Source organism: Microbacterium sp. NPDC055312 (assembly GCF_053645675.1).
The window spans coordinates 203,029-227,381 of record NZ_JBSHMU010000001.1; the positions used below are offsets into that span (position 1 = coordinate 203,029).

General features: G+C 68.5%; 26 protein-coding genes. 19 read left to right on the top strand and 7 right to left on the bottom strand.

Annotated elements, in window-relative coordinates; translation table 11 throughout:
* The first annotated feature begins 34 nt into the window (after positions 1-34).
* On the top strand, positions 35-943 hold the full coding sequence (locus ACWIDW_RS00925) for a phosphodiesterase (RefSeq protein ID WP_454122211.1): 909 nt from the start codon (positions 35-37) through the stop codon (positions 941-943).
* A 61-nt stretch (positions 944-1,004) separates the two neighbouring features.
* Positions 1,005-2,465, top strand: a complete 1,461-nt coding sequence (locus ACWIDW_RS00930) for an aspartate ammonia-lyase (protein ID WP_454122213.1) — start codon at positions 1,005-1,007, stop codon at positions 2,463-2,465.
* Positions 2,466-2,531: 66 nt separating this feature from the next.
* Here the strand turns inward: ACWIDW_RS00930 and ACWIDW_RS00935 are convergent, their stop codons facing one another.
* Positions 2,532-3,401, bottom strand: coding sequence for a fumarylacetoacetate hydrolase family protein (locus tag ACWIDW_RS00935; protein ID WP_454122215.1), 870 nt, complete (start codon positions 3,399-3,401; stop codon positions 2,532-2,534).
* A gap of 59 nt (positions 3,402-3,460) precedes the next feature.
* Here ACWIDW_RS00935 and ACWIDW_RS00940 point away from each other — a divergent pair, with 59 nt between their 5' ends.
* On the top strand, positions 3,461-4,663 hold the full coding sequence (locus tag ACWIDW_RS00940) for a PrsW family intramembrane metalloprotease (RefSeq protein ID WP_454122217.1): 1,203 nt from the start codon (positions 3,461-3,463) through the stop codon (positions 4,661-4,663).
* A gap of 142 nt (positions 4,664-4,805) precedes the next feature.
* Here the strand turns inward: ACWIDW_RS00940 and ACWIDW_RS00945 are convergent, their stop codons facing one another.
* Together ACWIDW_RS00945 and ACWIDW_RS00950 are read right to left on the bottom strand one after the other, a co-directional pair.
* Positions 4,806-5,513 (bottom strand): cache domain-containing protein, encoded by a 708-nt coding sequence (locus ACWIDW_RS00945; RefSeq protein ID WP_454122219.1) that lies wholly within the window; start codon positions 5,511-5,513, stop codon positions 4,806-4,808.
* Positions 5,514-5,544: 31 nt separating this feature from the next.
* Entirely contained in the window at positions 5,545-6,336 is a 792-nt protein-coding gene (locus tag ACWIDW_RS00950; protein ID WP_454122221.1) for a FadR/GntR family transcriptional regulator, read from the bottom strand.
* A gap of 107 nt (positions 6,337-6,443) precedes the next feature.
* Between ACWIDW_RS00950 and ACWIDW_RS00955 the strand changes: the two genes are divergently transcribed.
* From ACWIDW_RS00955 to ACWIDW_RS00980, 6 genes are all read left to right on the top strand, one after another.
* Positions 6,444-7,511, top strand: coding sequence for an ABC transporter ATP-binding protein (locus tag ACWIDW_RS00955; protein WP_454122223.1), 1,068 nt, complete (start codon positions 6,444-6,446; stop codon positions 7,509-7,511).
* Positions 7,512-7,566: 55 nt separating this feature from the next.
* Positions 7,567-8,748: an extracellular solute-binding protein gene (locus ACWIDW_RS00960; protein ID WP_454122225.1), complete on the top strand. Its 1,182-nt coding sequence runs from the start codon at positions 7,567-7,569 to the stop codon at positions 8,746-8,748.
* Positions 8,749-8,819: 71 nt separating this feature from the next.
* Positions 8,820-9,647, top strand: coding sequence for an ABC transporter permease (locus tag ACWIDW_RS00965; RefSeq protein ID WP_454122226.1), 828 nt, complete (start codon positions 8,820-8,822; stop codon positions 9,645-9,647).
* 7 nt (positions 9,648-9,654) lie between these two features.
* A complete protein-coding gene (locus tag ACWIDW_RS00970; protein WP_454122228.1) occupies positions 9,655-10,467 on the top strand; it encodes an ABC transporter permease in 813 nt (270 codons plus the stop codon).
* A 75-nt stretch (positions 10,468-10,542) separates the two neighbouring features.
* Positions 10,543-10,911 carry an FKBP-type peptidyl-prolyl cis-trans isomerase gene (locus ACWIDW_RS00975; protein WP_454122230.1) on the top strand — a complete coding sequence of 123 codons (369 nt, stop codon included), beginning with the start codon at positions 10,543-10,545 and terminating at the stop codon, positions 10,909-10,911.
* A 148-nt stretch (positions 10,912-11,059) separates the two neighbouring features.
* Positions 11,060-11,608 carry a YceI family protein gene (locus tag ACWIDW_RS00980; RefSeq protein WP_454122232.1) on the top strand — a complete coding sequence of 183 codons (549 nt, stop codon included), beginning with the start codon at positions 11,060-11,062 and terminating at the stop codon, positions 11,606-11,608.
* Positions 11,609-11,653: 45 nt separating this feature from the next.
* Here ACWIDW_RS00980 and ACWIDW_RS00985 read toward each other — a convergent pair whose 3' ends face one another.
* Complete coding sequence (locus tag ACWIDW_RS00985; protein WP_454123225.1) at positions 11,654-12,880, bottom strand: MFS transporter; 1,227 nt, start codon at positions 12,878-12,880, stop codon at positions 11,654-11,656.
* 205 nt (positions 12,881-13,085) lie between these two features.
* Between ACWIDW_RS00985 and rpsO the strand changes: the two genes are divergently transcribed.
* The 3 genes from rpsO (at position 13,086) to ACWIDW_RS01000 (ending at position 14,678) form a co-directional block, all read left to right on the top strand.
* Positions 13,086-13,355 carry a 30S ribosomal protein S15 gene (gene rpsO / locus ACWIDW_RS00990; RefSeq protein WP_071642334.1) on the top strand — a complete coding sequence of 90 codons (270 nt, stop codon included), beginning with the start codon at positions 13,086-13,088 and terminating at the stop codon, positions 13,353-13,355.
* A gap of 146 nt (positions 13,356-13,501) precedes the next feature.
* Positions 13,502-14,356: a hypothetical protein gene (locus tag ACWIDW_RS00995; protein ID WP_454122234.1), complete on the top strand. Its 855-nt coding sequence runs from the start codon at positions 13,502-13,504 to the stop codon at positions 14,354-14,356.
* Positions 14,349-14,678, top strand: coding sequence for a transcriptional regulator (locus ACWIDW_RS01000; protein WP_454122235.1), 330 nt, complete (start codon positions 14,349-14,351; stop codon positions 14,676-14,678). Before ACWIDW_RS00995 ends, ACWIDW_RS01000 begins: the two co-directional genes overlap by 8 nt.
* Positions 14,679-14,683: 5 nt before the next feature.
* On the opposite strand, the gene ACWIDW_RS01005 is transcribed toward ACWIDW_RS01000, so the two are convergent.
* Complete coding sequence (locus ACWIDW_RS01005) at positions 14,684-15,817, bottom strand: acyltransferase family protein (protein WP_454122237.1); 1,134 nt, start codon at positions 15,815-15,817, stop codon at positions 14,684-14,686.
* A gap of 116 nt (positions 15,818-15,933) precedes the next feature.
* On the opposite strand from ACWIDW_RS01005, the gene ACWIDW_RS01010 reads away from it, so the two are divergent.
* A complete protein-coding gene (locus ACWIDW_RS01010; protein ID WP_454122239.1) occupies positions 15,934-17,151 on the top strand; it encodes an LLM class flavin-dependent oxidoreductase in 1,218 nt (405 codons plus the stop codon).
* Between the two features lies 1 nt (position 17,152).
* Positions 17,153-17,797, top strand: coding sequence for an FMN reductase (locus tag ACWIDW_RS01015; RefSeq protein ID WP_454122241.1), 645 nt, complete (start codon positions 17,153-17,155; stop codon positions 17,795-17,797).
* An 81-nt stretch (positions 17,798-17,878) separates the two neighbouring features.
* Here the strand turns inward: ACWIDW_RS01015 and ACWIDW_RS01020 are convergent, their stop codons facing one another.
* On the bottom strand, positions 17,879-18,052 hold the full coding sequence (locus tag ACWIDW_RS01020) for a DUF5302 domain-containing protein (protein ID WP_454122242.1): 174 nt from the start codon (positions 18,050-18,052) through the stop codon (positions 17,879-17,881).
* 331 nt (positions 18,053-18,383) lie between these two features.
* Between ACWIDW_RS01020 and ACWIDW_RS01025 the strand changes: the two genes are divergently transcribed.
* From ACWIDW_RS01025 to ACWIDW_RS01045, 5 genes are all read left to right on the top strand, one after another.
* The gene (locus ACWIDW_RS01025) at positions 18,384-20,651 is read left to right on the top strand and encodes a polyribonucleotide nucleotidyltransferase (protein WP_454122244.1); all 2,268 of its coding nucleotides are present in this window, start codon (positions 18,384-18,386) and stop codon (positions 20,649-20,651) included.
* A gap of 183 nt (positions 20,652-20,834) precedes the next feature.
* Positions 20,835-21,896 (top strand): aldo/keto reductase, encoded by a 1,062-nt coding sequence (locus ACWIDW_RS01030; RefSeq protein WP_454122246.1) that lies wholly within the window; start codon positions 20,835-20,837, stop codon positions 21,894-21,896.
* Between the two features lie 103 nt (positions 21,897-21,999).
* Positions 22,000-22,602 (top strand): histidine phosphatase family protein, encoded by a 603-nt coding sequence (locus ACWIDW_RS01035; protein WP_454122248.1) that lies wholly within the window; start codon positions 22,000-22,002, stop codon positions 22,600-22,602.
* Between the two features lie 64 nt (positions 22,603-22,666).
* A complete protein-coding gene (gene dapB / locus ACWIDW_RS01040; protein WP_454122250.1) occupies positions 22,667-23,413 on the top strand; it encodes a 4-hydroxy-tetrahydrodipicolinate reductase in 747 nt (248 codons plus the stop codon).
* Complete coding sequence (locus ACWIDW_RS01045; RefSeq protein ID WP_454122251.1) at positions 23,410-23,853, top strand: hypothetical protein; 444 nt, start codon at positions 23,410-23,412, stop codon at positions 23,851-23,853. The genes dapB and ACWIDW_RS01045 overlap by 4 nt, the downstream gene beginning before the upstream one ends.
* Positions 23,854-23,864: 11 nt before the next feature.
* Here ACWIDW_RS01045 and ACWIDW_RS01050 read toward each other — a convergent pair whose 3' ends face one another.
* Complete coding sequence (locus tag ACWIDW_RS01050; RefSeq protein WP_101187023.1) at positions 23,865-24,290, bottom strand: OsmC family peroxiredoxin; 426 nt, start codon at positions 24,288-24,290, stop codon at positions 23,865-23,867.
* Positions 24,291-24,353 lie beyond the last annotated feature (63 nt).

Below are 24,353 nucleotides of genomic sequence, written 5' to 3' on the forward strand. Positions count from 1 at the left end.
CGTCCGCCCGGCAGGGCGGTTCTAGGCTGGGGTCATGTCAGCCTCGTTCGCCTTCGGCCGCCACGCCCCGGCGTCGCACGTCATCGTGCACATCAGCGATCCGCACCTGCTCGCGGGCGGAGCCCGGCTGGGTGGCCGGTTCGATGTCGACGACACCCTCGAGCGCACGCTCGACGCCATCCGTGCCACGGGGATCGATCCGGCGGCGATCGTCGTCACCGGGGATCTCGCCGATCTGGGGGAGCCCGACGCGTACCGCCGCCTCCGCTGCGCGGTGGAGCCGCTCGCAGCCGATCTGGGTTGCCCGGTCGCCTGGGTGGCCGGCAACCACGACGAGCGCCCGGCACTGCGGCAGCACCTGCTCGATCTCGAGCCCACCGAGCAGCCGGTCACCGGGGTGTGGGACCTCGGCGGGCTGAGACTGGTCGCTGTGGACACGAGCGTTCCCGGCTGGCACCACGGCGACCTCGACGCGACCCAGCTCGACTGGCTGCGCGACGTGCTGAGCGAGGGTGCCCGGCACGGCACGATCCTGGCGATGCACCACCCGCCGCTGCCCAGCCACATCCCGCTGTTCGACATCCTCGAGCTGCGCCACCAGGACGAGCTCGCCGACGTGCTGCGGGGCAGCGACGTGCGCGCCATCCTGGCCGGCCACCTGCACTACTCCTCGCACGGGCTGTTCGCGGGGATCCCGGTGAGCGTCGCTTCGGCCACCTGCTACACGATGAACCTCGCCCGTCCGGACGTCGAGGTCAACGGGATGGATGCCGCGCAGTCGTTCCAGCTCGTGCACGTCTACCCCGACACCATCACGCACACCGTGGTGCCGGTCGTCGAGGCGCCCACCGGCGAGCACTTCACGCGCGAGTGGGCCGAGCAGATGGCATCCCTCACCCCGCAGCAGCGACTCGAGGCGTTCTCCCGCAAGCCCCCGCGCTGAAGCGTCGTAGACTGAAGGCATCCCCCGAATCCCTGATCGCCACTACCCACAAGGATGTGACATGGCCTCGTCTGAGCCTGTTGTTACCCGCACAGAGACCGATTCGATCGGCAGCATCGAGATCCCGGGCGACGCCTACTACGGCGTCCACACGCTGCGCGCCGAGCAGAACTTCCCGATCACCAAGCGCCCGATCTCGGTGTATCCCGATCTGGTGCGCGGCCTCGCGATGGTCAAGCAGGCCAGTGCGCGAGCCAACAAGGAGATCGGGGTCCTCGACGCAGAGAAGGCCGACCTGATCGACGCCGCCTCGCAGCGCGTCATCGACGGCGAGTTCCACGACCAGTTCATCGTCGGCGTCATCCAGGGCGGGGCCGGCACCTCGACCAACATGAACGCGAACGAGGTCATCACCAACATCGCGCTCGAGATGGCGGGCCGCGAGAAGGGCGACTACGCCTACCTCTCGCCGATCGACCACACCAACCGCAGCCAGTCCACCAACGACGTCTACCCGACCGCCGTCAAGATCGGCCTCTCGCTCAACCTCGTCTCGCTGCTCGACGAGCTCGACCTGCTGCGCAAGTCGTTCCTCGGCAAGGCGAACGAGTTCCACGACGTGCTCAAGGTCGGCCGCACTCAGCTGCAGGACGCCGTGCCGATGACCCTTGGTCAGGAGTTCCACGGCTTCGCGACGACCCTCGGTGAGGATCACAGCCGCCTCACCGAGAACGCCTCGCTGCTCACCGAGATCAACATGGGTGCCACAGCCATCGGCACCGGCATCACCACCCACCCCGATTACGCACCGACCGTGCTGAAGCACCTGCGCGAGATCAGCGGCCTCGATCTGAGCACCGCGACCGACCTCGTCGAGGCCACCAGCGACACCGGCGCGTTCATGTCGTTCTCGTCGTCGCTGAAGCGCAACGCGATCAAGCTGTCGAAGATCTGCAACGACCTGCGGCTGCTCTCGTCCGGCCCCCAGGCCGGCATCGGCGAGATCAACCTGCCGGCCATGCAGGCCGGCTCCAGCATCATGCCGGGCAAGGTCAACCCCGTGATCCCCGAGGCGGTCAACCAGGTCGCGTTCGCGGTGGCCGGCGCGGATGTCACGGTGACGATGGCGGTCGAGGGCGGGCAGCTGCAGCTCAACGCCTTCGAGCCGGTCATCGCGCACTCGATCTTCCAGTCGATCACGTGGATGCGCCAGGCGATGTGGACGCTGCGGGTCAACTGCGTCGACGGGATCACCGCCAACCGCGAGCGCCTCGGGGCGATGGTCGGCGCCTCGGTCGGCGTCGTCACCGCGCTCACCCCGTTCATCGGCTACGCCGCATCCGCGGCGCTGGCCAAGACCGCGCTGCTCACCAACCGCAACGTGGCCGATCTGGTCGTCGAGGCGGGGCTCATGTCGCGTGACGAGGTCATGAAGCAGATCTCGCCGGCGCGTCTGTCGGGGCTGGAGACCGTGACCGCGGCGATCCCCGTGATCGCCGCGGAAGACCTCCCCGAGGCGTAAGCGCAGAGACGGGAAGAGGCGGATGCCCGTGGCATCCGCCTCTTCTGCCGTCTGAACGGGTGTCGATCAGCCGAGCGTGCGGCAGTGCGTCGTGAGCTCGCCGATGCCGTCGATGCCGACGGTGACGGTCGAGCCGTCGCGCAGGAAGATCTGCGGATCGCGCGAGTAGCCGGCGCCCCCGGGGCTGCCGGTGGAGATGAGGGTTCCCGGCAGCAGCGTCGCCGACGATGAGAGGTGCGCGATCAGCGTGGCGACGCTGCGCACCATCTGCCCGGTGCTGGCATCCTGCACGGTCTGCCCGTCGACGACGGCCCAGATGTGCAGGTCCTGCGGGTCGGTGATCTCGTCAGCGGTCACCACGACCGGACCGGTCGGGGTGAAGCCGTCGAACGACTTGCAGCGCGACCACTGCGCCTCGGCGAACTGGATGTCGCGCGCCGTGATGTCGTTGACGACCGTGTAGCCCCACACCGCGTCGAGCGCCTCGTCAGCGGTGACGTCCTTCGCGGCGCGGCCGATGATCACACCGAGCTCTGCTTCGTAGTCGACGGATTCGCTCAGCTCGCGCGGCCAGGTCGCTGTGCCTTCGTGCGCCCCGAGCGAGTTGGGCCACAGCGTGAAGACGGTCGGCGCGGTGTCGGTCTTGAGTCCCAGCTCGCTGGAGTGCGCGGCGTAGTTCAGGCCCACCGCGAGGATCAGCGGCGGCGCGACGACGGCGGGGCCGAAGCGCAGATCCGCCACCGGATGCCGGGGCGCGGTGCCCGAGGCGTACACGGCGCGCAGCCGCGCGAGCAGCTCGTCACCGCCCTCGATCAGCTGCTGCAGGGTCGAGGGGGCGGGGGAGAGGAGGTCGCTGACGAGGGTGGCCTCCGCGCCGTCGATGACGGCGAGCTGCAGAGCCTCGGAATCGCGAGCGCTCAGATGGGCGAAACGCATGCCTCTACGCTACCGGGCGCGATGCAGCCCGCGGCAGAGGTGGCCTCTAGGCTTTGGCCATGAGCTTTGGAGGACGACCCTCGCCCGCGCAGCCCTCAGACCCGTTCCCGACGCTGCTCGCCGGTCGCTCCCGGTACGCCCCGCCGGCGCCGTCGGCACCCGCACCCGCCCCGGCGATGCCGGCCCTGCCGGTGCCCGCGAGGCGGGGGCGGAGCGCATCGGTGTGGGCGTTCGGCGTGCTCGCGTTCCTGCTGATCGCGCTGATCGCCTACTTCGCGCTGTTCCTCGGCGTCGGCGCGTCGGTCGTCGGACTCGTCCTCGCGATCGTGCCGCTGGCGATCGTGCTCACGGGTGTGCGGATGATCGATCGGTGGGAGCCCGAGCCGAAGAGCCTCGTGATCTTCGCGCTCGGCTGGGGCGCGGTGGCAGCCGTCGGCATCACCCTGCTCGTCGACCTGGCGTTCGCTCTGGCGGTGGGGCCGCGCAACGAGTTCTTCGCGGCGGTCATCCAGGCGCCCGTGATCGAAGAGATCGCGAAGGGCGTCGGAGTCCTGGTCGTGTTCGTCATCGGGCGACGTGCCTTCGACGGTCCCGTCGACGGCGTCGTGTACGGGGCGCTCGTGGGTGCCGGTTTCGCGTTCACCGAGAACATCCAGTACTTCGGCACCAGCCTCACCTCCGGAGGTGCGGTGGAGCTCACGATGACCTTCATCCTCCGCGGACTGGTCTCGCCGTTCGCGCACGCCATGTTCACCGCCCTGACCGGGTTCGCCATCGGCCTGGCCGCGCGGCGCGGCGCGAGCACCGCCTCCGCCGTCGGATCGGGCGCGGTCGGTCTGATCGGCGCGACACTCCTTCACGCGTACTGGAACGGCTCGTCCCTGCTGGGCGACTTCCTCGCGCTGTACATCACCACCCAGGTTCCGCTCTTCATCGGCTTCATCATCGCGATCCTGGCATTGCGCCGGGAGGAGTCGCGCCTGACGCGTCTGCGCCTGGGCGACTACGCCGCCGCCGGATGGTTCACTCCGGAGGAGGTCGAGATGCTGGCGACGCCGGCCGGCCGCCGGACGGGGATGCAGTGGGCATCCGGTCTGCGCGGCGACCGTCGGCGCGTGATGCAGTCGTTCATCCGCGATGCCGCGGCGCTGGCTGCCGTGCGCCAGCGGGCGATCACCGGTCGCGACCCGCTGGCTGCAGCAGACGAGCACGCGCTGCTGATGCGCACCCGCGATGCCAGAGCGCGCCTGCTCGCGTACTGACAGTGCCAGCGCATCCGCGCCGGGACAGACTCAGCGCCCGGTGCTGCGGCGATGCCTGCGAGTCTCCCGGGCGCTGAGTTGATCTACACACAGCGTGCCTCGCACGCCCGGTGAAGTCAAGACCTCTGCACCGATCGCGAGTTCAGATGCCCTCGACGATCACGTCGAGGGCGACGCCGTCGCACGACATCCGGGGAAGATCGGCGAGTCTGCTGCCGCGCACCGAGTCCCCCGTCTCGCAGCGCGGATCGGTGGAGACCACGACGCGGCCGACGCCGTTGACCAGGGTCACCTCGTGCCCGAGCGAGGCGAAGCGCGGAATGAGTTCGCGCTCCACATCCGCGACGAGAAGATCGAGCCCGGCGACGCCCAGCAGGCGCCCGCCCTCGCTCGCGGGAACGGCGATCGTGATCGTGTACTCGTCGCTGCACAGATAGTCGACGTACGGACCGGCGACATGCGGTCCTCCGGTGCTCATCGGCACGCGGTACCACTCCAGCTCGCTGTAGTCGATGTACTCCTTGTTCACCGACTGCGAGGCGAGCACCAGCTGTCTTCCGCCCTCGCCCTGCCACCATGCGAGGTGGCTGCGGGCGTCGGAGAGAAGGTCGATCGCGGCGATGAACCCCGCACCGTACACGGGCACGTCGTCCAGCGCCAGAGTGCGCGCGGCGTACGGCTCGACGATCGCGTCGAGGTGAGGCCGGGTCAGCGGACCCTCGCCCAGCACACGGGCTAGCTCTTCGGCGCAGGATCCGACCCAGCCGCCGAGCGTGCGGATCGGGGCACCGAAGTAGTCCTCGACGATGCGGGCGGCTTCTGCCGAAGCGGTGGTGGTGGGTGTGGTCATCGCGTCCTCCAGTGCACGTCGATGGGAATGCTCATGAGATGTCCGGGGGTGAGCTCTGCAGCTGGACGAGAGCGTCGAGCGCGTCGAGGATCAGGTGCTCTGTGCGAGTCGCCGCCGTATCGGGGTCGCTCTCCTCGACGGCGCGGATGATGTCCGTGAGCGACGAGGCCTGCCTGGTCAGTCCCGCGCCGTCGGGGGCGGCGAGGCGAAGATACGGCGAGAACTCGGCCTGCAGCTTCATCTGCTCGCGGGTCAGGCGCGCCGACTGGCTCAACGAGACGAGCTCGACGAGCACATCATCGAGCAGACGGCGCTGCTGGTCGGCGTCGAGATCCGCGAGAAGCTCCAGGCGACGACGCACCCGGCCGGCCTCGCCGGCATCGGCGCGGCGCGCGGCGAGACGGACGGCGGCCACGGTGATCGCACCGTAGTGGGCTCCCATGTCGCGCAGCGCGAGCCGCGAGGTGCGCATCAGCGCGTCGCGGGCGAAGGCGAGTGGATCGGCGTCGTCGACGACGAAGCTGCCCCCGTTGCGTCCGCGACGTGTGACGATCAGTCCCTGAGCGCGCAACGTGAGCAGAGCCTCGCGCACCGTGACCGGCGCCACTCCGAAGCTGCGGGCGAGATCGGATTCGGAGGGCAGCCGCTCGCCGGCGCGCAGGTGACCACGGTGGATCGCGTCCACCAGACGGCGTTCGACGAGCTCTGCTCTGCCTTCGTCGCCGATCGACTGGAACAGGGCGCCCTGCAGTCGATGCGGATGGCGGCTGCGCGGACCATCCGAGCCGGTGCGCGCACCGGAGGGGGAGGTCAGCGATTCCATGTCTGGATTCTTCCACGACATCGACGGCGGCAGAAGACTTGAAATATGACCTACGGTTTTATATGTTTAAACGACCTTCCGAATCGACGAGGATCGAGGAGCACGAGATGACGACTGCTGCGCCGGCCGCCCCTGCCGCGAGCGACACCTCGGCCAAGGGCAGCGTGATGCTGTCCGGCCTGACCAAGTCCTTCGGCGACTTCACCGCCGTGCGCGACCTCGATCTGCAGGTCGCGCCGGGGGAGTTCCTCTCCATGCTCGGACCGTCGGGATCCGGCAAGACCACGGTGCTGCGCATCATCGCCGGATTCGAGGAGGCGACCTCCGGCTCCGTCCGCCTCTCCGGCGTCGACGTCACCCGCACGCCTCCGCACGCCCGCGAGGTCAACACCGTCTTCCAGGACTACGCGCTCTTTCCGCACATGACGATCGCGGAGAACGTCGGCTACGGACTGCGTGTGAAGGGGACGAACAAGAGCGAGCGGATCGAGCAGGTCGCCGAGTCCCTGCGACGCGTGCACCTCGACCACGTCGCCGATCGACTGCCGCACCAGCTCTCGGGCGGTCAGCGTCAGCGCATCGCCCTCGCCCGCGCCCTCATCCTGCGGCCGCAGGTGCTGCTGCTCGACGAACCCCTCGGAGCCCTCGACAAGCAGCTGCGCGAGCAGATGCAGATCGAGCTCAAGCAGATCCAGCGCGAAGTCGGGATCACGTTCATCTTCGTCACCCACGACCAGGAGGAGGCGCTGACGCTGAGCGATCGCGTCGCCGTCTTCAACAACGGTCGCATCGAGCAGATCGGCACCGCTCGGGCCGTCTACGAAGAGCCGCAGACGGAGTTCGTCGCGCGCTTCCTCGGGCTGTCGAATCTCATCGGGGCTCAACTCGCGGAGAAGCTCACCGGCACGCGCCGCACGATGAGCATCCGGCCCGAGCGCGTGCGGATGCACGAGACGTCCGACGCGCTCGCCGACGGCGACGTGGGGCTGGTCGGCACGATCGCGGAGGTCGTCTACACCGGCCCGGCCACCCGCTATCTCATCACCTCGGATGCCGGCGTCGACATCATCGTGGAGCGGCCGAACGCGCATCAGGCCTCCGGAGCCGCCGCACCCCGTCGAGGCGATCGGGTGCGCGCCACCTGGAACCCGGTGCACGCCGCACGGCTTCCCTGACACCCCTGTCCTTCCGCAACCCCACCCGCGCACCGCGATCACAAAGGAGAGATCCATGCGAAAGAAGATCCTGGCCGTCTCGGCCCTCACCGCAGCCGCAGCCCTCGCGCTGTCAGGCTGCTCGAGCACGACCGACTCGGCGAACGACGCCGGAGGCCTCTCGATCGACGTCCCCGACGTCCCGATGATGGACAAGCTCGGCGACAACGAGAAGGAGGTGAACATCGTCGCGTGGTCCGGCTTCGTGGAGCCGGCCTGGGCCGACGCGTTCACCGCCGACACCGGCTGCACGGTCAACCGTCGCGTGGCCGGCACGAGCGACGAGATGGTGCAGCTCATGCGCACCGGCGACTACGACCTCGTTTCCGCGTCGGGCGATGCCAGTCTGCGCCTGATCGCCGGCGGTGACGTGCAGCCGCTGAACCTCGACCTCATCCCGCACTTCGGCGACGACATCGTGGAGGGCATGAAGGGCCAGATCTACGACACCATCAACGGCAAGTCCTACGGCATCCCGATCGGTCGCGGCGCGAACATCCTGCAGTACAACAGCGAGGTCGTCACCGAGGAGCCCACCAGCTGGGACGTCGCGTGGGAGAAGGACAGCCCGTACGCCGGCAAGGTGATCGCCTACGACGCGCCCATCTACATCGCCGACGCCGCGGTCTACCTGATGGCGCACGAGCCGGATCTCGGCATCAAGAACCCGTACGCGCTCGACGAGAAGCAGCTCAAGGCCGCGGTCGACCTGCTCAAGCAGCAGAACGAGATCGTCTCGGAGTACTGGGCCGATCCCGCCGCGCAGATCACCTCGTTCGCCGGCGGCACGACGGTGCTCGGCACCTCGTGGGAGGTGCTGCGCAAGCTCACCGAAGACGACAAGTACAAGAGCGTGCTGCCCGAGGAGGGCTCGACCGGATGGTCGGATGCCTGGATGCTGGCCGCGGAGTCGAAGAACCCGAACTGCGCGTACGCGTGGATGGACTACGCCTCCTCGCCGGAGGTCAACGGCGCGATCGCGATGAACTTCGGAATGGCACCCGCCAACGCCGCCTTCTGCGACACGAGCGGAGAGGCGAAGGCGCACTGCGAGTACTACAACGCCACGAACGAGGAGTACTTCAAGAAGGTGTGGTTCTGGACCACCCCGATCGAGCAGTGCATCGACGGCCGCACCGATGTGAAGTGCACCAACTTCCAGCAGTGGACCGACGCCTGGACCAGCGTCAAGGGCTGATCCGGCCCGGCCGGGGCGGGGGAGAGCTCCTCCGCCCCGGATCCCACCCTCTCGACGACGACAGGAACGACATGACGCGGCGCGCACGCATCGCCGGCCTGCTGGCACTGCCCATGGCCTGGCTGATCGGCATCTACATCTTCTCGCTCGTGATGCTGCTGGTGACGGCGTTCTGGATCACCGATCCGTTCACCTCGAAGGTCAAGCCCGGCTTCACCTTCGGCAACTTCCAGCAGCTCGTCGCGAACCCGGCGTACGCATCCACCGCGCTGCGCACCCTCGGCATCGCGCTCGGCGTCACCGCGCTGGCGATCCTCATCTCCGTTCCGCTGGGGATCTTCATGGCGAAGGTCGCCTCGCCGTGGCTGCGAGCGGTGCTGGCCGTCTCGATCACCCTGCCGCTGTGGGCCGGCTATCTCGTGAAGGTCATCGCGATGCGCATCACGTTCACCGAGCAGGGCTTCTTCAACTGGATGCTGGCACCGCTCGGCATCACGGGGCCCGGTTTCACCGTCTTCACGGTGGTGCTCACCCTCACCTACCTCTGGCTGCCGTACATGGCTGTGCCCGTCTACACGGCGATCCGCCAGCTGCCCGCGAACCTGTTCGACGCCGCGGCCGACCTGGGTGCAGGGTCGTGGCGCACCATCCGCACGGTCGTGCTGCCGCTCATCAAGCCGGCGATCATCGCCGGATCCGTGTTCACCTTCTCGCTGAGCCTCGGCGACTACCTCGTCGCGAAGTTCGTCGGCGGCGACACGCAGATGATCGGAAGCGTCATCGCGTCGAACATCAACCTGAACCCGCCGCTCGCCGCAGCGTTCTCGGTAGTGCCCATCGCCTTCGTCGTCATCTACCTGGTGAGCGTGCAGCGCACCGGCGCCCTGGAAAGGATGTGAGCCGACCATGCTGAGACTGTCGCGCACCTCCAAGATCGTCCTCGGGGTCATCGTCGCGATCATCCTCGCGTTCATGTACATCCCGCTCATGCTCGTGGTGCTGAACTCCTTCAACTCCGCACGCATCGCGAGCTGGCCGGTCGCCGGCTTCGGGCTGGAGTGGTGGGCCCGGGCGTTCACCAGCCAGCCGGTCCGCGATGCGGTGCTCAACTCGGTGCTGGTCGCCACCGGCGCCACGGCGATCGCGCTGGTGCTGGGCACGCTGGTCGCCTTCGCCCTGCAGCGCTACCGCTTCTTCGGGCAGCGCTCCGTGAACCTCCTCGTCGTGCTGCCGATCGCGCTGCCGGGCATCGTCACCGGCGTCGCGCTGAACAACACCTACAACCAGATGCTCGAGCCGATCGGCATCCAGGTCGGCTTCTGGGGGATGATCATCGCGCACGGCACCTTCTGCATCGTGATGGTGTTCAACAACGTGCTCGCGCGTCTGCGTCGCATGAACCCGAGCCTCGAAGAGGCGTCGCAGGATCTCGGGGCGACGCCGTGGCAGACCTTCCGGATGGTGACCTTCCCGCAGTTCCGCAGCGCCCTGGTCGCCGGTGCGATTCTCGCCTTCGCGCTCAGCTTCGACGAGGTCTATGTCACGATCTTCACCGCGCCACCCGGTGTCGACACGCTGCCGCTGTGGATCATGAACCAGATGGCCAGGCCGAACGAGGCGAACGTGGTGAACGTCGTCGCGACGGTGGTCATCCTGGCATCCTTCATCCCGGTCTGGGTGTCGCAGCGACTGTCCCGCGACGTCACCGATCGAGACTGACTCGGCGGATCGCGTTACGCGCTCAGCGGATGTCTCGCATTGACCGGGGCACGCGTGCCGGGGTTGGATGGAGTCATGACTGAACGCACGAAGCCCGAGTTCGACGCTCCCACCGGACCCGCCCCCGCAGATCTCGTCATCCGCGACATCGTCGAGGGCGACGGCGCCGAGGCAAAGCCCGGCGACACCGTCACCGTGCACTACGCCGGTGTCGAGTACGACTCCGGTGAGGAGTTCGACTCGTCGTGGGGCCGAGGCGAGACCATCCAGTTCCCGCTGCGCGGCCTGATCCAGGGTTGGCAGGACGGCATCCCCGGGATGAAGGTCGGCGGACGCCGTGAGCTCGTCATCCCGCCGCACCTCGCTTACGGCGCGGCCGGATCCGGACACTTCCTCTCGGGCAAGACCCTCATCTTCATCATCGACCTCGTCGCGGTCGGCTGAGCGGATCCGTGTCCAGGGAACCCCCGTCCACTTCAGTGGGCGGGGGTTCTCGCATCGATCCGATATCACGGGAATATATGCACGTGAATGTAAGTTATCCTCGGTACGGCGCGACAGCGCACGTATGACCATCAAGGAGAACACACACATGTCGATCGAGATCCCCGGCTATCGTCCCGGCACCTGGGTCCTGGACCCGAGCCACAGCGAGGTCACCTTCAGCGTGCGCCACATGATGATCTCGAAGGTGCGCGGCTCCTTCGGTATCAAGAACGCCACGCTCACCGCACCCGAGAACCCGCTCGATGCCACGGTCGACGCGAGCGTCGACGTCGCGTCCGTCGACACCAAGGACGAGGGTCGCGACAACCACCTGCGTTCGGCAGACTTCTTCGACGTCGAGAACTTCCCGACCATGGAGTTCGTCTCCACCGGAGCGCGCGTCGAGGACGGCGACTTCTTCGTCGACGGTGACCTCACCATCCGCGGGGTCACGAAGCCGGTGAGCTTCGAGTTCGACTTCGGTGGCTTCGGCACCGACCCGTGGGGCAACTACAAGGCCGGGGCCTCGGCCACGACGGTGATCAACCGGGAGGACTTCGGTCTGACCTGGAACGCCGCTCTCGAGACCGGTGGCGTGCTCGTCGGTAAGGACATCACGATCAACCTCGACCTGCAGGGCACCCTGCAGGCCTGATTGCGACGGCATCCCGAGCCCGGGGGTCGAGCCGCCACGAGCGGCTCAGGCCTCCGGGTTCAGCGCGTCGTAGGCGCGGAAGCGCGGGGTGAGCCGGGCGATCGTGAGGGCGAGGCCGATCACCAGCATCCCGCCCAGCAGCGGCGGGAACCACAGTGCGGTGAGTGTGGCCAGAGTGCCGGCGTACAGCGCGCCGAGTCGCGGCCCGCCGGTGACGACGATGATGAAGACGCCCTGCAGACGTCCGCGCATGGCGTCCGGCACCGCGGCCTGCATCATCGTGTTGCGGTAGATCGAGCTGATGTTGTCGGCCGCTCCCGAGAGGGCGAGCGCGATGCAGGCGACGGCGATGAGCGGGACGTTCGGGAAGTGCTCGGATGCCGGGGGCAGGAACACCCCGATGAGCAGAATCGTCCCGAACAGCGCGATCGTCGCCCCGTACGCCTGCACCGCGCGGGCGATGCCGACGCCGTGCCGGCGGTACTGCACGACCCGCCCCGAGAACAGGCTGGACGCGAAGGTGCCGACCGCAACCGAGGCGGTGAGCAATCCCGTCGTCACGGCGCCGCCGCCGAGCAGCACCGTGCCGAGCGCCGGGTACAGGGCGAGCGGGTTGCCGAAGGTCATCGCGGCGATGTCGAGCAGGAACTGCGCGCGGATGTTGCCCGCCCGGCGCAGGAATCGCCATCCGTCGACGAGGGATGCCAGCCCCGGCCGGACGATCGTGCCCTCGGGCTGCAGGGGAGGCAGCGTCCACAGCCCGAGGAACATGCACAGCATGAGGACGACATCGATCGTGTACGTCCACCCGAAGCCGGTCAGTGCGACCAGCACGCCCGCCACGGCGGGGCCGATCATCACGGTCAGGCCGAAGGCGACGCCGTTCAGCGCCGACGCCGCCGCGAGCTGATTCAGCGGAATCAGGCGCGGCACGATCGCCGTGCGGGTCGCCATGCCCACCGAGTTGGCGGCCGCGATGACCATGCTGAGCCCGTAGAGCCACCAGATCGTCTCCGTGCCCGTCCACGTCAGCGCAGAGAGCAGTGCCGTCGCCGCGAAGGCGACGGTCGCCGCGATCAGCGCCACGCGCCGCCGGTCGAAGGCGTCGGCCAGCATCCCGCCGTAGAGTCCGGCGAGGATCATGGGCGCCAGGCCAGCGACCGCGATCATGGACACCGCGAATGTGCTGGCGGTCAGCTCGAACACGTGCAGCATCACGGTCACGATCGTGAGCTGGCCACCGACCCCGGCGAGGGCAGAGCCGATCCACATGCGTGCGAAGGCCGGGCTGGATCTCAGCGGGCTGAGATCGATCAGAAGGGCGCGGGAGAACGGCACCCGTCGAGGCTACCGGTGCGTATCGAGACGTCGGGATGCTGGTAGACTTTCGAGGTTGCCGTTTGATCGGCCGCGGATAAAGAGAGCCCACGCATTCGGCGTCGGGCACCGCGCAGCAAGCAGAGAGGGGATCGAATCTATGGCACTGGAAGCAGACGTCAAGAAGGCGATCATCGAAGAGTACGCGACGCACCCCGGTGACACCGGATCCCCCGAGGTGCAGGTCGCAATGCTGACGCAGCGCATCAAGGACCTCACCGAGCACCTCAAGGCACACAAGCACGACCACCACTCGCGCCGTGGCCTTTTCCTGCTCGTCGGTCAGCGCCGTCGCCTGCTGGGTTACCTGCAGGACGTCGACATCAACCGTTACCGCTCGCTCATCGAGCGTCTCGGTCTGCGCCGGTAGTCGACCAGCGTTCAATCGCGCAGAACATTCTTGGAGAGCCGCCCCACGGTGTGGGGCGGCTCTCGTCATTCCTGTATTCGCTTGCCGCCTCTGTCGCTTTCCTGTAGGAAAGTGTGTGAGTTTCCGAGTGGAAGGCGAGAAGCGGCATGGAGCACCGACCGGAGCCGGGCCTGCGGCCCTATGAACCGCCGTCCGCGGATGTCGCGCGCGCGTACCTCGCTGAGTCCGCGCGCGTCGCGAAGCGCCGCGAGGCACTGATCGATCGGCGCGGCGCCGCGCGGCTGCTGCTCATCGAGGGCGTGGCGTTCGCGGTCTACCTGGTCGCGCTCATGCTCAGCTTCCCGCCGACGGACCGTGTGAACGTCATCGCGTTGGTCGCGCCGTTTCTCATCTGGACGCAGCTGGCCACCACCCTGCGTGAGGAGTACGGGTTTCAGCGCCGAGGCCGGGAGCAGCGGCTGCGCATGACGGTGGTTGTGCTGCTCGTCGTCGTGGTGGTCGGATCGCTCGCCGCGCTCTCGCTCGGCCTCGACATCCCCATCCCCGCACGGCTCGTTCCGGCTCTGCTCTCCCTCCTGCTCTTCGGCATCCTGGCCGCCGACGAACGCAGGCGTGCCGCACCCGAACGCGCGTCGCGGCAGCGAGCCCGCTTCGACCGCCGAGTCGGGGTAGAGACGATCGGCATCGGCATGGCGGTCGGTGCGATGACCGCCTGCGTCGCCACGCCGTCTCCAATCGTCGCCAATGTCGCCAACCTCGTCGTGATGCTGGCGCTCGTGGCATGGCTGCTGTCTGCGACGGGCGCCGGTGGCTCCCGTGCCGCCGCGGCCTGGGGCGGCTTCCACTGGAGCTGCTTCGCGAGCGCCGGGGGAATCCTCGTGGCGCTGGTGCTGCTGGCGCAATTCACCGCGCTTCCGCTCGCCGCTGCGGGATACACCGCGGGCGCGGTGGTCGCTCTGGCCTTCGTTCTCGGTGTGGCGCTGGAGCGGCGGCATGCCTGAACGACCACGGCGGCCGCACCCGCGACTGCGACTCGACGACAGCTTCGCGAGTCCCATCCGCTTCTCCCTCATGGCCGCGCTCGGCGAGGATCTCGAGCTTGACTTCGCCACGCTGGGCAGCATCCTCCAGGTATCCGACTCCGCGCTGAGCAAGGCGATCTCGGCGCTCGAGGCGGTCGGCTACGTGCAGGTCAGACGGGGCCGGGTAGGCAGCCGCCCGCGCACCTGGGTGGCGGGGACAGCTGAGGGGCGCGATGCCTTCCGAGCGCACCTCGATGCCCTGCACGCGATCGTGGAGTTCGGCTCGGCCCCGTTCGACTGATCGGGTCAGCGGCTGCGGCGGGACCCGGTCGGGTCGCTGCGGTGGTCGCTTCCCGACACCAGCTCGGGGTCGCGGAACATCCATCGCGGGCGCGGCTCGATCAGCGGACGGAACAGCGAGCGCACCGGTTTCGACGAGAGCGCGAAAGCGATGCCGACGGAGAGCGCGATGATCAGCGGAAGCCAGATCCAGGTCGGGCTCAGGCCGCGCAGCACACCCGACTCGCGGAACGGGTAGAGCACGAAGGAGTGCAGCAGATAGACGTACATCGTGTACTGGCCCAGTGTCGTCCAGCGCTGGGTGCCCCGCGGCAGCAGCGCGAAGAAGCAGGCGCTGAGCAGGACCGCCAGCACGATGAGCCCGAGCCGGATGCCGCCAGCCCACCACTGCTCGCCGCCGAGGTCGGCGTAGGAGTCGTCGTAGAACAGCCAGTGCCTGAGGTCGATGGCATCCCAGACATCCAGCCAGAGCCAGCAGGCGGCGCCCCACGCGACGAGAACGGCGAGCGCGGTGGCGCGCACCCACCACGGCCGGTACTCGATGAGGTGCAGCCGGCGCACCACATCGCGCTCCCTGAGCCACCACCCGAGAGTGAAGAAGAACAGCAGTCCCAGCGTGCGGGACAGCGAGAACGTGCTGTCGACGTTCGCCACGTATCCGACACCGACCGAGATCACGAGGGCCCAGGCGAGGGGCCACCGCAGCAGGGCGAGGTAGGGGAGCACCAGACGGAAGATGCCCAGGGCGAGCAGGAACCACAGCGTCCACGAGGGCTGCGTGAGATTCGGGTCGGCCCGTCCCTCGACCAGCCACTTGGTGAGGGTCCACAGCCCCTCGAAGATCACGTACGGGACGAGGATGTCGGTGATCACGCGAGCCATCTGGCGCTTCGTGGGGCTTCCCGCCTTCGAGAAGTACCCGGAGATGATCGCGAAGGCGGGCATGTGGAACGCGTACACCCACAGATAGAACGCGTACGAGACGTCGGAGTCGTAGATCAGCCGCTGAGTGCCGTGCCCGACCACGACCAGTACGATGCACGCGAACCGCGCGTTGTCCCAGAACGGAACCCGGCGACGAGGCCGTGCGGCGGTGCCGGTCGTCGCGGTGGACGGCGGATGCTGCTCGGCACTGCTCATGGCACGAGGTTAGCGGTTGCGGATACGCGGGAATAAAGTGGCCGCTTCGGGGTTCCATCAAGTACATTCAAGTGCATAGAACGGATGCCTCCGGGCATCCGGAGCGGAGAGAGACAGTGAACGAGCAGAACCCGGTGCAGTTCGGCATCATGTCGGTCAGCGACATCACGCAGGATCCGACGACCGGCGTGACCCCGAGCGAGGCCGAGCGCATCAAGGCGACCGCCGCGATCGCTCGGCACGCGGAAGAGGTCGGCCTCGACGTCTTCGCGATCGGCGAGCACCACAACCCGCCGTTCTGGTCGTCGAGCCCGACGACCTTCCTCGCGCACGTCGCCGCCCAGACCGAGCGACTGATCGTGTCCACCTCGACGACGCTGATCACCACGAACGACCCCGTGCGCATCGCCGAGGAGTACGCGATGCTGCAGCATGTCACCGACGGGCGCATGGACCTCATGCTCGGCCGCGGCAACACCGGTCCGGTCTACCCGTGGTTCGGCAAGGACATCCGCCAGGGCCTGCCGCTCGCGATCGAGAACTACGCTCTGCTGCGCAAGCTGTGGGACGAGGACGTCGTGGACTGGGAGGGGAAGTTCCGCACCTCGCTGCAGGGCTTCACCTCCACGCCGCGGCCGCTCGACGGTGTGGCGCCGTTCGTCTGGCACGGGTCCATCCGCACGCCCGAGATCGCCGAGCAGGCCGCCTACTACGGCGACGGCTTCTTCGCGAACAACATCTTCTGGCCCAAGGAGCACTACCAGCGCCTCATCGAGCTGTACCGCCAGCGCTACGCCCACTACGGCCACGGCACACCCGAGCAGGCCATCGTGGGCATCGGCGGGCAGGTCTTCATGGCAGCCAGGTCCCAGGACGCCGTGACGCAGTTCCGCCCGTACTTCGACAATGCGCCCGTCTACGGTCACGGCCCCAGCATGGAGGACTTCACCGAGATGACGCCGCTGACGGTCGGATCGCCGCAGCAGGTCATCGACCGCTACGCGTCGATGCGCGACGCGTTCGGCGACTTCCAGCGGCAGCTGTTCCTCATCGACCACGCCGGTCTTCCACTGAAGACCGTGCTCGAGCAGCTCGACATCCTCGGCGGCGAGGTCGTGCCGGTGCTGCGCCGCGAGCTCGCGAAGAATCGTCCCGAGACGGTTCCGGATGCCCCCACGCACGCCGCGCGGGTGCGTGCGGTGTACGGCGACGGGCCCTCGCGTCAGGCGCGCCCGTCCGCGAACCGCGGAGACAACCTCACTGCCGGATCCCCCTACCAGGACGCGCCGGTCCCCGCGGGTGCGGCGTTCGGACTCGGCCGGAAGGATGCCTGAGATGAGCGAACGTCGCATCGCCGTCGTCTCGGCCGGCCTGTCGAACCCCTCGTCCACGCGCATGCTCGCCGACCGGCTGGCGGCGGAGACCGCGAAGGCGCTGCGAGAGCGGGACATCGACGTGAAGGTCGATGTGATCGAGCTGCGTGACCTGGCGCATGACATCACCGACAATCTGCTGACGGGATTCGCCCCGCCGGCGCTCGAGACGGCCATCAACACCGTCGTGTCGGCCGACGCGCTCATCGCGGTCACGCCGATCTTCTCGACGAGCTACTCCGGGCTCTTCAAGTCGTTCATCGACGTGCTCGAACCGGATGCCCTGACCGGCAAGCCCGTGCTCATCGGGGCGAACGCCGGTACCGTCCGGCACTCGCTGGCCATCGACTACGCGATCCGTCCGCTGTTCGCCTACCTGCACGCCGAACCCGTGTCGACCGGTGTCTTCGCGGCATCGAGCGACTGGGGCGGCGCGGGCGACGAGGTCGCCCCGCTCGCCAAGCGCGTCGAGAAGGGCGCGAAGGAGCTCGCCGGGGCGATCGCCAGGCGCGGCGCGGCCCAGGTGGTCGACCCGTACGATCCCGCGACCTACCTCGGCGAGGGACGCTCGTTCGGACACCTGCTCGGGGGACTCGCGGGGGAGTGACGGCCGAGTCGAGTCAGCCTCACGGACGACGAAGGGCTGCGACATTCGTGTCGCAGCCCTTCATCTCGCTTCGCAAGCAGCTCAGCCGCTCTTGCGGCGGAACTCGCGCTTCATCTGCGGGGCATGGGTCGCATGAACGGCGGAGTCGCCGTCCAGGTGCGCCTGTCCACCTCGACTGTGCGCGTTCTTCTTGTCGAGCGCTTCCCTGAACTTGCGCTTCATCTCCTCGGAAGAGGCTGCCTTGTCTTCGCTCATGCTCGTCAGCCTAGGCGAAGACAGCGGATTCGGGCGGTTTCCGCTGCCGAACCGCGCAGTGAACGCGGCCTGGACAGCCTCGCTGATAGGATCGACAGTGGTGCAGTCTGCGCCGCACAACTTCACATCGATTCACGGAGCGGTCGGCTGAGAAGCTGGTCCCCTGTGGTGGGTTCCCCGTCGCACACGGCGCCGGGTGGTCTTCTACTGGTGGCCAGCGCAGGCGAGATCGGCGGGATTCCCGCGCGCTTGTATCTACCCGCATCCGCTCCTTCGCGTCAACTCGCGCGCCACACGGGCGAGCGAGCCTAAACAAAGAAGGAGAGACCTCTTGGAAGGTCCTGAAATCACCGCCACCGAGGCCGTTCTCGACAACGGCCGCTTCGGCACCCGCACCGTCCGGTTCGAGACCGGACGCCTCGCCCAGCAGGCTCAGGGCGCGGTCGCGGCCTACCTCGACGACGAGACGATGCTCCTGTCGGCCACCAGCGCGGGCAAGCACCCGCGTGAGGGCTTCGACTTCTTCCCGCTGACGGTCGACGTCGAGGAGCGCTCCTACGCCGCCGGCAAGATCCCCGGCTCGTTCTTCCGCCGCGAGGGCCGCCCCTCCACCGAGGCCATCCTCGTCTGCCGTCTGATCGACCGCCCGCTGCGTCCGTCGTTCGTCGACGGCCTGCGCAACGAGGTCCAGATCGTCATCACCGTGCTGTCGATCGCCCCCGGCGAGTACTACGACGCGCTGGCGATCAACGCCGCCTCCGCATCGACCCAGATCTCTGGCCTGCCGTTCTCGGGTCCGATCGCCGGTGTGCGCCTGGCGTTCGTCCCCGGCCACGGCGAGCACGCCGACCAGTGGGTCGCGTTCCCCACCGCCGAGCAGGTCTCCGAGGCCGTGTTCGATCTGATCGTCGCGGGCCGCGTGGTCACCAAGGCCGACGGCTCCGAAGACGTCGCGATCATGATGGTCGAGGCCGAGGCGACCGAGGGCAGCTGGAACCTGATCAAGGCCGGCGCCACCAAGCCCAACGAGGACGTCGTCGCCGAGGGCCTCGAGGCCGCGAAGCCGTTCATCGCCCAGCTCGTCAAGGCTCAGGCCGAGCTCGCCGCCACGGCATCCAAGGAGCCGGGCGTGTACCCGGTCTTCCCGGCGTACAGCCAGGAGGTCTACGACTTCGTGGCCGGTCGCGCCCACGACGAGCTGACGGGCGTCTACCAGATCGCCGACAAGCAGCAGCGACAGAACGCCGACGACGCGATCAAGGATCGCGTCAAGGCCGAGCTGATCGAGGCGACCGAGGCCGGACAGCTGCCCGCTGCGGCCCCGCTGGAGTTCTCCGCGGCGTACAAGTCGGTCACCAAGAAGATCGTCCGCGGACGCATCCTCACCGAGGGCGTGCGCATGGACGGCCGGGGTCTCGCCGACATCCGTCCGCTCGACGCGGAGGTGCAGGTCATCCCGCGCGTGCACGGCTCGGCGATCTTCCAGCGCGGCGAGACCCAGATCATGGGTGTCACCACGCTGAACATGCTCAAGATGGAGCAGCAGATCGACTCGCTGTCGCCCACCACGAGCAAGCGCTACATGCACCACTACAACTTCCCGCCCTACTCGACCGGTGAGACCGGCCGCGTCGGGTCGCCGAAGCGTCGCGAGATCGGGCACGGCTTCCTCGCCGAGCGCGCGCTCGTGCCGGTGCTGCCGAGTCGCGAGGAGTTCCCCTACGCGATCCGCCAGGTGTCGGAGGCGCTGAGCTCGAACGGCTCGACCTCGATGGGCTCCGTCTGCGCGTCGACCCTGTCGCTGCTGAACGCCGGTGTGCCGCTGCGCGCCGCCGTCGCAGGCATCGCCATGGGCCTGGTGTCCGACGAGGTCGACGGTGAGACCCGCTACGCCGCCCTCACCGACATCCTGGGTGCGGAGGACGCACTCGGCGACATGGACTTCAAGGTCGCCGGCACGTCGGACTTCATCACCGCGATCCAGCTCGACACCAAGCTCGACGGCATCCCGTCGTCGGTGCTCGCCGGCGCGCTGACGCAGGCGCGCGACGCCCGTCTGACGATCCTCAACGTGCTGAACGCGGCGATCGACGCTCCCGACGAGATGGCGCCGACCGCGCCGCGCGTCATCAGCGTGCAGATCCCGGTCGACAAGATCGGTGAGCTGATCGGCCCGAAGGGCAAGACGATCAACGCGATCCAGGACGAGACCGGCGCGCAGATCTCCATCGAGGAGGACGGCACCGTCTACATCGGCGCGACCGACGGCCCGTCGGCCGAGGCCGCACGCGCGCAGGTCAACGCGATCGCCAACCCCACCAACCCGGAGGTCGGCGAGCAGTTCCTCGGCACCGTCGTGAAGATCGCCACCTTCGGCGCCTTCGTGTCGCTGCTGCCGGGCAAGGACGGACTGCTGCACGTCACCGAGGTGCGCAAGCTCGCCGGTGGCAAGCGCGTCGAGAACGTCGAGGACGTCCTCTCCGTCGGCCAGAAGCTGCTCGTGCGCATCACCAAGATCGACGACCGCGGCAAGCTGTCGCTCGAGCCGGTCACCGAGGACGCGCCCGCAGAGGGCGAGTCGGAGACCGCTGAGGCGTGAGCCGCCCGGATGCCCGCTGAGCGGCATCCATGACCGAGGAACCCGGGATCGTGCGCCCAGCGCCGCGATCCCGGGTTCTTTCGTATCCGATGTGATCGAACCGTTACGAGAACTTGCCGCCGGTGATGCCGTGATGACCGGGACCGCGCCCGCGCTCACCTACCCTCGAAGTACGCACCGCAGGTGCGCAGCTACGGGGGTGGCGATGTGAAGCTCTTCGGCACAGGAGCGGCCGGTACGGCCGGCGCGCCGACCAGCACCGCGCCCGGCTTCGATTCGCATCCCTCGGCGCCGATCCCGGTGATCGGCCCCGGCGTCGGGGAGGGCATCCGGGTGCCGCTCGGTGAGACCGGACTGTCGATCTTCCCGCTCATGCTCGGCGCCGCGGAGTTCGGCTGGAGCACCGACCAGAGCACCAGCAGCCAGATCCTCGACCGGTTCATCGAGTTCGGCGGCAACGCGGTGCACACGGCCGACGGGTTCTCCGGCGGACGCAGCGAGCACATCATCGGGCAGTGGCTTCGCGCGCGCGGCATCCGCGACCGGATCACTCTGAGCGTGCGCATCGGGTCCCACGCCGACAACCCCGGTCTCGGGTCGGTGAACCTCGTCCGCGCGGTCGAGGGCTCGCTCACCCGGCTCGCGGTCGACTGCATCGATGTGGTGTATCTGGATGCCACGCTCGACACCAGCTCGGTGCTGGAGGACACCCTCGCGACGGTGGAATGGCTGCGCGACGCGGGCAAGATCCGCTCGGTCGGGGCGTTCCGCTTCACCGCGGAGCGTCTCGTCGAGGCGCGGATCCTCGCCTCGGCCGGCTACCCGCGCATCGAGGTCGTCGACGAGCCGTACAACCTCGTGCGCCGTCGCGGGTTCGAGGGAGATCTGCGTCTGGTGGCCGGTGCTCAGAACCTCGCGGTCACACCCTCCCACGCCCTCGAGCACGGATTCCTCTCCGGGCGGCACCGCAGCAAGTCCTCGGCCGTCGCAGGCGTGCGCGGCGAGCAGATGAAGGGCAACCTCAACCGCCGTGGCATCCGCGTGCTGCGGGTGCTCGACCGCATCGCCGCCGAGCTGTCGGTGCCGGTCGCGGCCGTGTCGATCGCCTGGCTGCTCGCGCAGCGCACGGTGGTCGCGCCGATCGTGAACGCGTTCGCACCCGAGCACGTCGAGGAGCTCATGCAGGGTGCCGGTGTGTCGCTGCTGCGCTCGCAGGTCGCCGAGCTCACCCGCGCCGGCGACTGAGCGCGCCATGCGTCCGGCTCGCGTCGTGCCTCGGCGTCGCGTCGGTGCGGTGTCCTAAGCTGGAATCGCCCATCCGAGGGGGACGGGCTGAAGCGAGCGGGCAGTGACGCATTACATATATCTGGTCAGACATGGCGAGCATCAGGATGCCGAGCACGGCGTCGACGACGGACCGCTCTCGCCTCGAGGACGACGTCAGGCCGAGCTGATCGCGGATCGGCTCTCCGGGCTTCCCCTGGACGCCGTCTGGCATTCGCCCCTGCTGCGGGCGACGGAGACCGCCCGCACCATCGCCGCTCGCCTTCCCTCGGTCGACCCCATGCCGTCGGCGCTGCTGTTCGACTGCGTGCCCAGCGGCATGAGCGACGACGTGCCCTCGGTGTACGAACCGTTCTTCGGCTCGGTGAGCGACGCCGAGATCGAGGCGGGCTCCGCGCAGATGGCCGATGCGGTCGGCGAGTTCCTGCGGCGGCGCACCGGCGACGTGCACGAGGTGCTGATCACCCACAACTTCGTCATCTCATGGTTCGTGCGCGAGGTGCTCGGCGCTCCGGACTGGCGGTGGATGACCCTCAACCAGGCGCACTGCGGACTCACCGTGATCGCGCAGAAGCAGGGCCGGCCGTGGACGCTGCTCAGCCACAACGACCTCGGCCACCTGCCGATGGAGCTGCGCACCGGCCTGCCCGAGGGCGCTCTGGTCTGACCCGGCGATGACCGTCCCGGTCACGACGGCGGGTCCACGCGGCAGGCGAATCTAGACTGGGACCATGACGACACAGGTCGCCCTCGTCGGCGGTACAGGCTCACTCGGACGCATCATCCACGGGGTGATCGACCAGCTCGACGGCTTCGAGGTGCGATCCGTGCTCGGCTCGTCGAGCGACCTCGCCGAGGTGGACGGCGCCGACCTCGTCGTCGACGCGTCGACCCCGGCGGTGAGCATCGAGGTGGTGCGAGCGGCCGTCGAGCGCGGCATCAACGTGCTGGTCGGAACCTCGGGATGGTCGCAGGAGCGCATCGCGCTGGTGAGGCCGCTCGTCGACGCCGCCGGCACCGGCGCGGTCTTCATCCCCAACTTCTCGCTGGGCTCGGCGCTGGGCTCGGCACTCGCCGCGGCCGCCGCGCCGTTCTTCCCGTCCGCGGAGATCATCGAGGCGCATCACGATCGCAAGATCGATTCGCCCAGCGGCACCGCCGTGCGCACGGCCGAGCTGATGGTCGCCGCGCGGGAGGCGCAGGGTCCGTTCCAGGCCCCGCACGTCGATCAGCGCGCGCGCGGACAGCAGGTCGCCGGGGTGCCGGTGCACTCGCTGCGTCGTCCCGGGGTGATCGCCAAGCAGGAGGCCATCCTGTCGGGTCCCGGTGAGTCGCTGGCGATCGTGCACGACACGGTCGATTCCGCGGCCGCCTACGCCCCGGGCATCCGACTCGCCGTCCCGTTCGCGCGCGATGCGCGCGGGGTGAGCGTGGGGCTGGAGAACCTCGTCGACATCGGCGTCCGGGCACGCGCGTGAGCTCGCGGATCGGGGTGGCCGTGATGGGAGCGGCGCTGCTGCTCTACGTGGTCACCGCGGGTTGGCTGGCGGTGATGTTTCTGCGCGTCGCGACTCCGATCTCGATCGGGATGGCGATCGCGCTGATCGTGATCGCGCCGATCGGAGCGTGGGCGCTGGTGCGCGAGCTCCTCTTCGGCTTCGCAGCGGATCGGCTGGGGCGCACGCTCGATGCAGAGGGTGGCATGCCCGAGGCTCCGGAGCGGCTGACACCGAGTGGCCGTCTGATGCGTGACGACATCGACCCGCTGATCACGCAGTACGGGGCGGCCGCCGAGGCCGAGCCGGGAGACTGGCGCGCCCGCTACCGTCTGGGTGTGGTGCAGGATGCCGCCGGGCGGCGGAAGGATGCCAGGGCCAGCATCCGCGAGGCGATCAGGCTGTCGCGGACGCGGCCCTGACATCGGGGAGATCAGGCGAGGCTGGCCTCGAGGGTGATCTCGATGCCGGCGAGCGCCTGCGACACCGGGCATCCGGTCTTGGCGCCCTCGGCGATCTCCTGGAACTTCTCCGGGGTGAGCCCGGGAACGCTCGCGTTCACGTTCAGGTGGCTGCCGGTGATGCCGGTGCCCGGCTTGAAGGTCACCGATGCCGACGTGTTCACGCGCTCGGGCGGGGTGCCGTTCTCGGCCAGCGCGTGCGAGAGCGCCATGCTGAAGCACGACGCATGCGCGGCGGCGATGAGCTCCTCCGGCGTCGTGGTCGAGTCGGATCCTTCGCTGCGCGACTTCCAGTCGATCGGGAAGGTGCCGAGGTTCGAGCTCGAGAACGCGACGGTGCCCGAGCCCTCCATCAGGGATCCGGTCCAGGTGGTTGCGGCTTCGCTGGTGACGGTCATTGTTCCTCCGAGAATCGCACGTGGCATCGCGCCGCGGGTTCGCGTCGCCTCGCCAGCCTATCC

What these genes read in the sequence shown, in the direction of transcription:
- ACWIDW_RS00925 (WP_454122211.1), top strand. Translation starts at nt 35, where the DNA reads ATGTCAGCCTCGTTCGCCTTCGGCCGCCACGCCCCGGCGTCGCACGTC.
- ACWIDW_RS00930 (WP_454122213.1), top strand. Translation starts at nt 1,005, where the DNA reads ATGGCCTCGTCTGAGCCTGTTGTTACCCGCACAGAGACCGATTCGATC.
- ACWIDW_RS00935 (WP_454122215.1), bottom strand. Translation starts at nt 3,401, where the DNA reads ATGCGTTTCGCCCATCTGAGCGCTCGCGATTCCGAGGCTCTGCAGCTC.
- ACWIDW_RS00940 (WP_454122217.1), top strand. Translation starts at nt 3,461, where the DNA reads ATGAGCTTTGGAGGACGACCCTCGCCCGCGCAGCCCTCAGACCCGTTC.
- ACWIDW_RS00945 (WP_454122219.1), bottom strand. Translation starts at nt 5,513, where the DNA reads ATGACCACACCCACCACCACCGCTTCGGCAGAAGCCGCCCGCATCGTC.
- ACWIDW_RS00950 (WP_454122221.1), bottom strand. Translation starts at nt 6,336, where the DNA reads ATGGAATCGCTGACCTCCCCCTCCGGTGCGCGCACCGGCTCGGATGGT.
- ACWIDW_RS00955 (WP_454122223.1), top strand. Translation starts at nt 6,444, where the DNA reads ATGACGACTGCTGCGCCGGCCGCCCCTGCCGCGAGCGACACCTCGGCC.
- ACWIDW_RS00960 (WP_454122225.1), top strand. Translation starts at nt 7,567, where the DNA reads ATGCGAAAGAAGATCCTGGCCGTCTCGGCCCTCACCGCAGCCGCAGCC.
- ACWIDW_RS00965 (WP_454122226.1), top strand. Translation starts at nt 8,820, where the DNA reads ATGACGCGGCGCGCACGCATCGCCGGCCTGCTGGCACTGCCCATGGCC.
- ACWIDW_RS00970 (WP_454122228.1), top strand. Translation starts at nt 9,655, where the DNA reads ATGCTGAGACTGTCGCGCACCTCCAAGATCGTCCTCGGGGTCATCGTC.
- ACWIDW_RS00975 (WP_454122230.1), top strand. Translation starts at nt 10,543, where the DNA reads ATGACTGAACGCACGAAGCCCGAGTTCGACGCTCCCACCGGACCCGCC.
- ACWIDW_RS00980 (WP_454122232.1), top strand. Translation starts at nt 11,060, where the DNA reads ATGTCGATCGAGATCCCCGGCTATCGTCCCGGCACCTGGGTCCTGGAC.
- ACWIDW_RS00985 (WP_454123225.1), bottom strand. Translation starts at nt 12,880, where the DNA reads ATGTGGATCGGCTCTGCCCTCGCCGGGGTCGGTGGCCAGCTCACGATC.
- rpsO (WP_071642334.1), top strand. Translation starts at nt 13,086, where the DNA reads ATGGCACTGGAAGCAGACGTCAAGAAGGCGATCATCGAAGAGTACGCG.
- ACWIDW_RS00995 (WP_454122234.1), top strand. Translation starts at nt 13,502, where the DNA reads ATGGAGCACCGACCGGAGCCGGGCCTGCGGCCCTATGAACCGCCGTCC.
- ACWIDW_RS01000 (WP_454122235.1), top strand. Translation starts at nt 14,349, where the DNA reads ATGCCTGAACGACCACGGCGGCCGCACCCGCGACTGCGACTCGACGAC.
- ACWIDW_RS01005 (WP_454122237.1), bottom strand. Translation starts at nt 15,817, where the DNA reads ATGAGCAGTGCCGAGCAGCATCCGCCGTCCACCGCGACGACCGGCACC.
- ACWIDW_RS01015 (WP_454122241.1), top strand. Translation starts at nt 17,153, where the DNA reads ATGAGCGAACGTCGCATCGCCGTCGTCTCGGCCGGCCTGTCGAACCCC.
- ACWIDW_RS01020 (WP_454122242.1), bottom strand. Translation starts at nt 18,052, where the DNA reads ATGAGCGAAGACAAGGCAGCCTCTTCCGAGGAGATGAAGCGCAAGTTC.
- dapB (WP_454122250.1), top strand. Translation starts at nt 22,667, where the DNA reads ATGACGACACAGGTCGCCCTCGTCGGCGGTACAGGCTCACTCGGACGC.
- ACWIDW_RS01050 (WP_101187023.1), bottom strand. Translation starts at nt 24,290, where the DNA reads ATGACCGTCACCAGCGAAGCCGCAACCACCTGGACCGGATCCCTGATG.